General features: G+C 56.5%; 11 protein-coding genes. 9 read left to right on the top strand and 2 right to left on the bottom strand.

The annotated features are described in order from the left end of the window. Nucleotides 1-112: 112 nt before the first annotated feature. Nucleotides 113-577 carry a cupin domain-containing protein gene (locus NW837_RS11075; protein ID WP_414331516.1) on the bottom strand — a complete coding sequence of 155 codons (465 nt, stop codon included), beginning with the start codon at nucleotides 575-577 and terminating at the stop codon, nucleotides 113-115. A gap of 45 nt (nucleotides 578-622) precedes the next feature. Continuing rightward, nucleotides 623-1,402, bottom strand: coding sequence for a cysteine hydrolase family protein (locus tag NW837_RS11080; protein ID WP_414331517.1), 780 nt, complete (start codon nucleotides 1,400-1,402; stop codon nucleotides 623-625). 266 nt (nucleotides 1,403-1,668) lie between these two features. Here NW837_RS11080 and NW837_RS11085 point away from each other — a divergent pair, with 266 nt between their 5' ends. From NW837_RS11085 to NW837_RS11125, 9 genes are all read left to right on the top strand, one after another. Beyond that, entirely contained in the window at nucleotides 1,669-1,827 is a 159-nt protein-coding gene (locus NW837_RS11085) for a hypothetical protein (RefSeq protein WP_011434410.1), read from the top strand. A gap of 2 nt (nucleotides 1,828-1,829) precedes the next feature. Next, a complete protein-coding gene (locus tag NW837_RS11090; protein ID WP_414331519.1) occupies nucleotides 1,830-2,366 on the top strand; it encodes a GNAT family N-acetyltransferase in 537 nt (178 codons plus the stop codon). Nucleotides 2,367-2,444: 78 nt separating this feature from the next. Continuing rightward, nucleotides 2,445-2,735, top strand: coding sequence for a 4a-hydroxytetrahydrobiopterin dehydratase (locus NW837_RS11095; protein WP_099812243.1), 291 nt, complete (start codon nucleotides 2,445-2,447; stop codon nucleotides 2,733-2,735). Between the two features lie 141 nt (nucleotides 2,736-2,876). Next, a complete protein-coding gene (locus NW837_RS11100) occupies nucleotides 2,877-3,833 on the top strand; it encodes an NAD(P)H-binding protein (protein ID WP_414331522.1) in 957 nt (318 codons plus the stop codon). Between the two features lie 522 nt (nucleotides 3,834-4,355). Next, complete coding sequence (locus NW837_RS11105) at nucleotides 4,356-6,191, top strand: NAD(P)H-quinone oxidoreductase subunit F (protein ID WP_414331524.1); 1,836 nt, start codon at nucleotides 4,356-4,358, stop codon at nucleotides 6,189-6,191. A 50-nt stretch (nucleotides 6,192-6,241) separates the two neighbouring features. Next, nucleotides 6,242-7,777 (top strand): NADH-quinone oxidoreductase subunit M, encoded by a 1,536-nt coding sequence (locus tag NW837_RS11110; RefSeq protein ID WP_414331526.1) that lies wholly within the window; start codon nucleotides 6,242-6,244, stop codon nucleotides 7,775-7,777. Between the two features lie 57 nt (nucleotides 7,778-7,834). Further along, the gene (locus NW837_RS11115; RefSeq protein WP_414331529.1) at nucleotides 7,835-9,145 is read left to right on the top strand and encodes a CO2 hydration protein; all 1,311 of its coding nucleotides are present in this window, start codon (nucleotides 7,835-7,837) and stop codon (nucleotides 9,143-9,145) included. 81 nt (nucleotides 9,146-9,226) lie between these two features. Next, nucleotides 9,227-9,685, top strand: a complete 459-nt coding sequence (locus NW837_RS11120; RefSeq protein ID WP_011434417.1) for a fasciclin domain-containing protein — start codon at nucleotides 9,227-9,229, stop codon at nucleotides 9,683-9,685. A 553-nt stretch (nucleotides 9,686-10,238) separates the two neighbouring features. Continuing rightward, entirely contained in the window at nucleotides 10,239-10,322 is an 84-nt protein-coding gene (locus NW837_RS11125; protein WP_414331531.1) for a CHRD domain-containing protein, read from the top strand. Nucleotides 10,323-10,515 lie beyond the last annotated feature (193 nt).

Consider the following 10,515-nt stretch of genomic DNA (forward strand, 5'->3'; position numbering starts at 1 on the left):
GAGATAGGCAGGATGCGATCGCTTCTTTCCTGAACCATGTTCAGGAGAGTTCAGCGTGAATGTATCAGTACCCCTGACTTCCAACCTCTACAGCTCCCAGAGGCATTGAGGCCTAAGCCTCAGCAAATGCCCTTCTCCAGCCCCCCGACAGCACCTGCAAATCCTCCTCATCCAAGTCCGCAGGAGTGCCGGAGCGGATGAGCTCGGCAAAATCTTCGTTGGGCACCATGAAGCAGAGGGCGTAGAGGCGGCCTGGGCCGGTGTTGCGGATTTCATGCACGCCTGTTGGCGGAACCAAAATGCTGTCTCCGGTTTTGATGGGGGCCGCTTTTCCATCGCAAATGGCCAGGCCTTCCCCCTTGAGAACAAAAAACATTTCCACAGCCATTTGATGGCGATTTGGAGGGGTTTTGCCTCCCTCATCGAAGATCTCCACACAAAAGGTTAGAGAAATCTGAGCATGAGAAGGATCGAACACGATGGCCAGGCGATTGGTATCGTGGGGGCTGATGCGAAAAGCCTGATAATCGGCAGGGGTTTTAACAATTGGAATCACGCAGCGGGAAAGCGTTTGCATCCGGATCCTCCGCTCAAGAGATGAGGGGTGAATAGTGGGCAAGTGCTAACAGGGGAGAGCCGCGAGCAAATCTGAGGAGGAGGCGACAAAGCCAAAGCACTGCTTGACGTTGTAGAGGGTAGCTAGCAAACAGTATTCAGGAGAGGTGGTGGCGGCGCAGTCTTCCAGCAAAATGCAGTCGTAGCCGAGGAAATTGGCATCTTGCAGCGTGGTCATGACGCACTGGTCGATGTTCACGCCGGCAAAAAAGAGGGTGGTGCGCCCCAGGTTTCTGAGAATGCTATCGAGAGGGGTATCCCAAAAGCCGCTCATGCGGAACTTATCCACCCAGATATCCTCGGGCTTGACCTCCAGTTCCTCCACCACAGCAGCGCCCCAACTGCCCCGCGTGAGGACCAAAGACCCGTTCTTAGGCAAGGGATCCCCCAGCCCTACTCCCTCTCCGGTGGGGTTGTACACATGTCGCAAGCCGGCGCTGATGTTGAGCAAGTCAGGGCGATTGCCCCAGTTCACCCACACAATCGGCACTTGAGCTTGTCGCAGGCGGGGCAGCAGGGCTTTTAGAGGGCCGATGGGAGCCCGTGCAGGTGTAACATCGACGCCAATGCTGGCCAGCCAACCGTCGGGATGACAAAAGTCGTTTTGCATGTCGATCACCAACAACGCCGCCTTGGCCAGATCCAAGCGCAGGGTTTTGCTGGAGGTGGGTAGCAGGATGGGCCGGGGATCCAAGGGCGGACGGGTGATGTCGGCCATTTCGGCATTCACGGCCCAAGCATTGGGAGGGATCCCAAGGGTCTTCAAGGGGCGATTGGGAGTGCTCATGGATTCTCCGCTCGCGTCGCGCAGCAGTGGGATCAGGTGGGGCGGATGACCCACAACTACGCTCGACCTTAATGCACAGCCAACCTCACTTTGGAATCGTAGGCTACACTTTCTCACCTTATTGACGCATGGGATCCCCCAGGGTCAGTCGATAGGGGCTGAGATGGAGATCAGGAGAAGAAAAACCGAGGAGATTTCCGAAAAGCTGCCCAGGGATCCCTCCCTGCACGCTATGCTGTAGAAACTTGAAATGATTATGTAGAAGCATGAGCATCCTGCGGCAATATATCTTTCCCGCTCTCATCCTGCTGGTGTTTCTGTTTACCCTGGTGGTGGTGAGCATTCGCTCGTTTCTGCCGGAGGATATGGCCCAGCCTGCCCCTCTAGAAGAAGCGACGCCTGTGGCCCTTTCTGCAAATGCCTGAGGATGGCTGAACAAGGGATCCCTTTGCCCGCCGGTTACCGTTGGCGCATTGGTTCAGCCTGGGATCGGCCCTGGGTGCGACGAGGATTGCAGGCCACGTTGCAGGAATCTTTTCCAGAGCAAAGCAACTGGGATCACCTAGAAGAGACGCTGGATCGCCTCTTCGACCCACCCCGCACCCCCTGCTGGTGGATCTTGAAAGAAGAAACTGCAGAGCCGGTGGGCTGTGTTTGGGCCGGCATCTCCACAGATCAAGCCACCCATCGGCGGGTAGCCTACATCTTTCTGCTCTGGGTGGATCCCGCCCATCGCCGGCAGGGCCTGGGCAAGGCCCTCATTCAGCAGGTGGAACGATGGGGATCCCAGCAGCAGCTAGCTGCCATTACCCTGCAGGTTTACCATCACAACCAAGCCGCCCTCCATTTCTATCAGCAGGCCCACTTTGCTGTACAAGGCTACTGGTTGTACAAGCCGCTCAGCCCCGCGCCCATAGACGCGCATGTAGAAGAGCATGAATACAAAGGTCATGAAGTTTTGTGAATAAGCCGGGATCCGCTCTCAGTTGCTCCTTTGATGAAAGCGTGATGAAAACGATGGCATCGACCGGAGGGAACGCCCATGTCCAGACCTGTCAAACTCAGTGAAGCTGAGGTCCAAGCCAAGCTGGAAAATCTGCCGGGCTGGTCTTTGCAGGATGGGAAGCTGCATCGTCAATTTCAGTTTCGCTCCTTTGTCGAAGCCTTTGGCTGGATGAGCAGTGTGGCCTTGGTGGCCGAGAGCATGGGGCACCATCCCGAATGGACCAATGTCTACAACCGCGTGCGGGTGCATCTTACCACCCACGATGCCGGGGGCATTACAGAACTGGACTTTACCCTGGCGCAACGCATGAACGAGCTGGCCAGCTAGACGCTTCAGTACCCAACTTTGGGGATCCCTTCAGAGCCGGTTTGGCAAGGGATCCCCATTGGTTTGTTGCTGCCTCTAAGGTTGTGTCGGGAGTTGCGCTGGTCTGATAGACTAAGCCTAAGGTTAAGAAATGATAATTTTATGAACGTGCTGGTTGTGGGGGCGACGGGAACGCTGGGCCGTCAGGTGGTGCGCCGAGCCATCGAAGAGGGACACCAAGTTACCTGTCTGGTGCGAAATCCGGCAAAGGCTGCTTTCTTAAGTGAATGGGGCGCTCACCTGAAGGTGGGAAACCTGCTTCAGCCCAGCACCCTCAACTCCGCGATGGAAGGCATCGAGGCGGTGATCGACTGTGCCACGGTGCGGGTGACCGATACCCTCAGCGCCCGTCAGGTGGACTGGGATGGCAAAGTTGCCCTGATCAATGCGGCACGGGCTGCCCAGGTAGGGCATTTTATCTTTTTCTCCATCATGGGCGCCCACCACGAGTATCCCAATGTGCCCCTGATGAATTTCAAGCATCACATTGAGAAGTATTTGGTTGGATCCCAGATGCCCTACACGATTTTTCGTCCGGCGGGCTTTATGCAGGGGTTGATCGGCCAGTACGCCATCCCCATCTTGGAAGAACAAATCGTCTGGGTAACCGGCGAGGGCGTGCCGACGGCCTACCTGGACACCTTGGATGCTGCCCGGTTTGCGGTGCGATCCCTCAGTGTAGAAGCCGCCAAGCAGCAAATCTTTCCCTTGGTGGGGCCTAAGGCTTGGACGGCCCGAGAAGTCATCGCCTTGTGCGAGCAGCTCTCCGGCAAAAAGGCCAAAGTCAGCACCATGCCGCTGGGACTGCTGAGAGGGGCGCGCAAGGTGGCGCAGTTCTTTCAGTGGAGCTGGAACATTGCCGACCGGCTGGCGTTTGTGGAGGTGATCGCGGCCAAAGAACCCATGCACGCCGATATGACGCCTGTATGCGAAACCCTGGGGATTGAACTGGCCTCTCTGACCTCTCTTGAGGACTACCTAGCGGAGTATTTCCAGAAGATGTTGAAACGGCTTCGCGAGCTAAAGGTCAAGCAACCCAAAGTCAAGACGCCCTTCTAAGTCGTTGTTCTCAGTCTTCTCGGCAATTTCACAGCAGCTTGAGCAGCAACCTTGGGAGAAGGGGTGGACGGGGTCGTGTTTGCGTTAGCAGATGCCATAGCCCCAACTACTGGGATGAACTCCCAGACACTTTTTATTGACACTGCGCCATATTCAAGTTGGCGGAGATCAACCCGTACCATAACACAAAGCCGCTCTGTCGCGACAGCGGGCCGTAGGCCTTCGCTTTGGCGGTGCGGAGCGCTAAACCTAGTTTTCTTGATCATTCCCTGTGTCCAAACAATCGCAAATCCTTAGGTTCCCAAGGGGTTCATTTCCATCTACGCTTTAGAGAGTGAGGGGGTGACAACGACAGAGGTTATTCTGCTCCCCCTGCTTGAACTATAGATTTTTGTCTATAGTTTTTATCGGAAAGTTCAATTTTTATCTATCTCGGTTCGCCGCTAAGATGCCTTTTAAGATTTTTTACAGGATCTCAGCAAGTGTTCCAGTTTGGCCAAGATCCCTGGCCGAAGGAGGATTATGAGCTTGAACGGGCTGGTCACAACTGCATGGCTGATTCCCCTCTACGCCTTGGTGGGGTGGGCGGGAGCGCTGATCTGGTCCCCAGGAATCACCCGGCGCACGGGACCACGTCCGGCAGGTTATCTGAATGCGCTCTTGACGTTGATGGCCTTCCTGCACAGCGTGGGGGCGCTGGTGGCAATTTGGGATCAGCTGGCGCAGGTCATTCGGTTGCCCTGGCTACAGGTGGGGGATCTGATGTTAGAGCTGCCGCTGCAGGTGTCATCGGTAACTCTGGGGGCCTGCGCTGTGGTGACGGGGCTGAACCTGGTGGCCCAGATCTACGGCTTTGGCTACATGGAAATGGACTGGGGCTGGGCGCGGTTTTTCTCCCTGCTGGGCCTGTTTGAGGGGGGAATGTGTGCCTTGGCTTTGTGCGACTCCCTCTTTTTCAGCTACGTGATCCTGGAGATTTTGACCCTGGGCACTTACCTGTTGGTGGGCTTTTGGTTCAACCAATCGCTGGTGGTGACAGGGGCGCGGGATGCTTTTTTAACCAAGCGCATCGGCGACCTGTTGCTTTTGATGGGAGTGATCGCCATCTATCCCCTGACCGGCTCCTGGGAGTTTGAGGATTTGGCGGCCTGGGCAGAGGCGGTGCAGGCAGGATCTGTCACTGTGGATCCGACCTTGATTGCGCTGGTGGGGCTGGGGTTGCTGGCTGGCCCGGTGGGCAAGTGTGCCCAGTTCCCATTGCACCTGTGGCTAGATGAGGCGATGGAAGGGCCGATCCCGGCCTCGATTTTGCGGAACGCAGTGGTGGTGGGCACGGGGGCCTGGGTGTTGATTCGCCTGCAACCCCTCTACGAGCTTTCCCCAACAGTGCTAAGGGTGATGCTGACTATCGGCAGCTTGACGGCGGTGGGGGGATCCCTGGTGGCCTTGGCCCAGATCGACGCCAAGCGAGCTTTGTCTTATCTGGTGAGTGCCTACATGGGCTTGATTTTTGTGGCGGTGGGCACCGGTCATCCCCAGCAAGCCTATGGGTTGCTGCTGACCTATGCGCCCGCGATGGCCCTGTTGGTGATGGCTCCGGGCACGGTGATCTGGAACAGCATTACCCAGGATTTGCGCTACCTGGGCGGGCTGTGGTCGCGGCGTCCTATCTCAGGGCTGTGCTTCTTGACCGGAATGGCCGGAATCATCGCTTTGCCGCCTTTCGGTTCCTTTTGGGTGCTGACGGATCTGTGGCAGCAGTTGGTGCAATCGGGGCAGGGGTTGTGGGCGGCAGTCGTGCTGGTCACCAATGCTGTAACGGCCCTAGGGCTGACACGGGTGTTTGGCCTGATCTGGGGGGGCAAGCCGCAGCAGATGAGCGAGCGTTCGCCGGAGGTGCATTGGCCGATGATGCTGCCCATGACGGTCACGATGGGGGTGGCGCTGCACATGCCCATGATCCTAGCGGCACTAGGTCTGATTCCCGCTCTGGAAGGGATCCCTGTTGGGGTAATGACGGGATCCAGCTTGACAGGCATTGCCTTGGGAGCCTGGCTATACCTGCGTCCGCAGCGGCAGCCGGTGGACTGGGCCTTCTTGGCCGACTGGCAGGATTTGTTGGCCAACGACTTCTACACCCCCAAGCTCTACCGGGCCAGTGTGGTGTTTGCGGTACGCATCATCTCTGAGGTTACAGCCTTGTTCGACCGCTATGTGGTAGACGGCTTGGTAAATTTGACCAGCTTGGCGGTATTGGCGGGTGGACAGGTTTTGAAATACACCACCTCTGGCCAGTTGCAAGCCTACGTGCTGACGATTGTGGTGGGGGTGGCCCTGCTGGGCTGGCTGATTCTCTAGGCTTGGGCAAGGTAGCGGGACGGAGTCCTTAGATAAAGAGGGAAAAGACCATGCTGAGTGCCTTGATTGTGTTGCCGATCTTGGGATCCCTGCTCCTGTTCCTGGGCTTGGGGGGGCGAAAGCTGGCGGTGGCCTTGGCCGGGATCCTGCTGGGGATCTCGCTGCTGCTGTTTGCCAACTTTGACCTGCAAGCGGAAGGGCTGCAGTGGGTGCAGCGGTGGGATTGGATCCCGGCAATTGGGCTGAGCTACTCCCTGGGCCTGGACGGGTTTTCCCTGCTGATGGTGGCTTTGAATGGGCTGCTCACGCTGATTGCGGTGCTGACAGCTGAGCCAGAGGTGAAGCGGCCCAACCTCTTATACGGCTGCATTTTGTTCATGAGCGGGTCGGTCAACGGGGCTTTTGTTGCCCAGAACCTGCTTTTGTTCTTCTTGTTTTACGAGCTGGTGCTGATCCCGATCTACCTGCTCATCTCCATCTGGGGCAGCCCCAAGCGGGATTATGCTGCCATCAAGTTTTTGATTTATACCGCCGTCTCTGCCATCTTTCTGTTGGGGGCCTTTTTGGCCATCTACTGGCTGGGGGATCCCCATAGCTTTGAGCTGCTGGAGATCCGCATCACCTCTCTCAGCCCTGTTGCCCAGACCTTGACGCTGTTGGCCTTGATCGTGGCTTTCGGCATTAAGATGCCGCTGATCCCCTTCCACACCTGGTTGCCTGATGCATACGGGGAGTCGTCGCCGCCAGTGGCCATCCTCCTGGGAGGGATCCTCTCCAAGTTAGGCACGTACGGTCTGTTTCGCTTTGGGCTGCAGTTGTTTCCCCAAGCTTGGGCCGACCTGGGCGGGATCCTAGCCTGGTGGGGAGCCATTGCCGTGTTGTCCGGGGCTTTGGCAGCCATCGCCCAAAAAGACATCAAGCGCATGGTGGCCTACAGCTCCATTGGCCACATGGGCTACATCTTGCTGGGCATGGCGGCAGCCACCCCCATTAGCCTGACCGGGGCGATGGTGCAGATGGTCTCTCACGGTCTCATCTTGGCGCTGCTGTTTGATCTGGTGGGCTTGGTGGAGCGCAAAGTGGGAACCCGCGATCTGGATGTGCTCAACGGCCTGCTCAACCCCTTGCGAGGCTTGCCCACGGTGAGCGCCCTGCTCATCTTGGGGGGGATGGCCAGCGCCGGGATCCCTGGCCTGGTGGGCTTTGTGGCGGAGTTTTTGATCTTCCAGGGCAGCTACCAAGATTTTCCTCTGCCCACTTTGATCAGCATCTGTGGCACCGGTTTGACGGCGGTGTACTTTGTGATTTTGCTGAACCGCACCTGCTTTGGCAAATTGGACAACCGTACCGCCTACTACCCGCGCGTGCATGGCTGGGAGCGGATCCCAGGGCTAATTTTGACGGCCTTGATCGTTTGGTTTGGGATCCAGCCCATGAACCTGGTGAAATGGCCGCAACCGTTGGCCTTTACCCTATCCACCCAGGTGGCTCAGGCCCAAACGCTTATCTTGGCATCAGCCGGTGACCTTGCCCCCATCACCCTCTCTGGAGCCGATCCAGGCAAGCGGGAAACTTCCAGGAATTGAGATCCCAGGGAATGACCTCAAGGAGCCAGAACTTTTGAAGAGTTGGAGACTTCTTCTATGACGACAACCCTCACAGCCCGCAAGCTTCCCCCTTCTACCCACCCTTTTGCGGATGTAGTCCACCGCCTGGAGGCTGGGGGATCCATGTTGCCGGATACGCCGGAAAACCTGATGCAAATTATCGGCCTCTACAAAGCCTATGCCGTGCCGATGGATTTCTACTGGCGGGATCTGCTCTACATTGCCGAGCAGGTGTTTGTGGATCCCTTGCCTTTTTTCAAGTTCATCATTCCTGAAGAGTATCTGAAGCTGGCCAACCACTACGCGGGGGATAACGCGGATTTGCGCATTTGGCGAGGCCAGGCTACGGCCCATCCCGAGCTGCTGGAGTTCATGGAAAAAGGGGAGCTGAAGCGCAAGCTGCCCAGGATTTTGCATCACCTCTGGCATGACCGCATCAACATGGAATTTGCCGAAGAATGTATGCGGGCCATGCTCTGGCACCGGGATATGGGGGGCTTGCTGGATCCCTACATGGATTCCGAAGAATACAAGCAAAATGCCGACCGCGCCATCCGCGCCTATTGCCAGGGCAACCCCTTGTTGATGGGGCTATACAAGCTCTTCCCCGATATGTTTTTGGAGCTGTGCCGCCAGGCCACCATGTACTCGGTGTTGGGCCTGTTTTGGGAGGTGATGGCTCCGGTCTTTTTTGAGATGAGCGATCTCTACGATGAAGGCAAAATTACCAGCGTGCCGGAGGCGATGAACTTTCTGGTCAACGGGATCTTCGCCATTGCCGGACGACCCATCTACCACCGCGTGCGTATTCGGGGAGAATGGTACGATATTGTGCCCAAATCCAAAGGATTCACCTGGCTATATGAGGCTGCCTTCCCCTATGTAGAGGCCGTGTTTTATCGCACCTCTCCTTTCCGCGGCACTAAGTCCTACAACGCCCAGGCCAACGAAGTTCCCACCAACCAGTTGGACTTTCACTACGGGATCCTCTACGCCGATAAGTTTCCGGTGGGCACCGCCGGGATCCCGCCCACGCTCTTGCACCAGGATATGTACCACTTTTTGCCCCAGTATTTGGTGGAGTATTATCGCAAGCATTGCCGCGGCGAAGAGGACATGCTGATTCAATTGGGGGTTAGCTTCCAGCGCTCCATGTACAACGTCACCTCAGCCGTGATTCAGGCGGGAAGAGCGGCTTTCTTGTATCCCCTTGATGACCCAAATCCGCGGCACTTGATGATGAACCGCCGTTATTTTGAGGGACAACTCAATCGCTTCACCCGACCGGAATATGGGATCCGGGAAGCAGCCCGCCTCGCCTACATTCAGGATCAGAATTATCGCTAGCCCGTGGCAACTTTAATGATCCCAAAGCCTTTCGAGCAGCAATCCAGTTAGCAACAACTTCACAGCAAAAGGATCCCGGCCATGCCCGATATTGTCGATATTGCCGTCTCTGCTGAGGGCTTTTCCACCTTGGTAACTGCCGTTAAAGCGGCAAACCTGGTGGATACTTTGAAAAGCCCCGGCCCCTTTACCGTTTTTGCCCCCACCGATGGGGCTTTTGCCAAGCTGCCCCCTGGCACCATCACCACTCTGGTGCAAAACATCCCCCAACTGACCCGCATCCTGTGTTACCACGTGGTGCCCGGTCGCCTGAAAAAGGCAGATTTGGCCAAGTACCAAAGTGTGGGCTCGGTAGAGGGATCTCCCATCGACTTGTTGATCGAAGGGGACGTTTTCGAGGTCAATAACGCCACCGTTATCCAAGCCGACATCGAAGCCGATAACGGCATCATCCACGTCATCGACACCGTCATCCTGATGCGGCCCCACTGGTTCTGGCCGATCATGAACTCTGCTTTGGCCGCCTCGGCCAGAGGATAGACAGATCTATCCTGAACCGAGCTTGGGGAAAGTGCCTGGGTGAACCCTCTCCCCCTCTCCGCAACTTTATAGGTACGGTCAGAGATTTCTGCTCCGCGTGCAGTCTACACCATCCCCCAACCCCCACAGGGTGGGGATTTTTGTCTCTCGGTAGCAGTGATGTCGCCGTCTTTTAAACCCAGAGATGAATCCGAAGCTTGGCCTGATACGTACCTTATTTAGCCTGTTCTCTGACCGAGGAGCTTTTTTCCATGTTGTTGATCGGTTTTGCCCTTCGGCCTCGTTCAATTTTCGAGGCTTTTTGCGGCTTTTGCCTGGTTGCTGTCTTGTTTCTCAGCGGTTAAGGAAGCTTTACAAATCTCACAACCCCACTTCTACCCATTGCTAACTTTGGCCCTGGACATATTCACATTGCTCAGCCGCAGCCAGGACAATCTTTCGCCCAGGCCACAGGGCCGGTGGTCTTTGTCTTGAACATGTTGCCGATCCAGGCAATCAGTCGGGGAATTTCCGACTGGAAGCCAACCTCACCCCTGAGCAAGTCTCCAGCTTTTTGGCCGGAGCTTACTACATCAACATTCACACGCAGGCCAACCCGCCGGGCGAGTTGCGAGCCCAGGTGGTTTTCCCTCGCTAAGGTTTGATCCAGTACCCCATCTGGGATCCCCGCAGGTGAGGGGATCCCTAATTTTTGCGGACGGATTGGCTGTTCTGTGAACTCCCCCACGGTCAGTCGTGCCGGCAGGACAGAGTTTCTGTGTAGCTGATACATTTACGCTGAACACTGCTGAACATCACTGTTCAACTATGCAGCGATAGCATTCTGTTTG

Origin of the sequence: Synechococcus sp. R6-10 (assembly GCF_047461815.1) — a bacterium.
Taxonomy (GTDB): Bacteria; Cyanobacteriota; Cyanobacteriia; order Thermostichales; family Thermostichaceae; genus Thermostichus.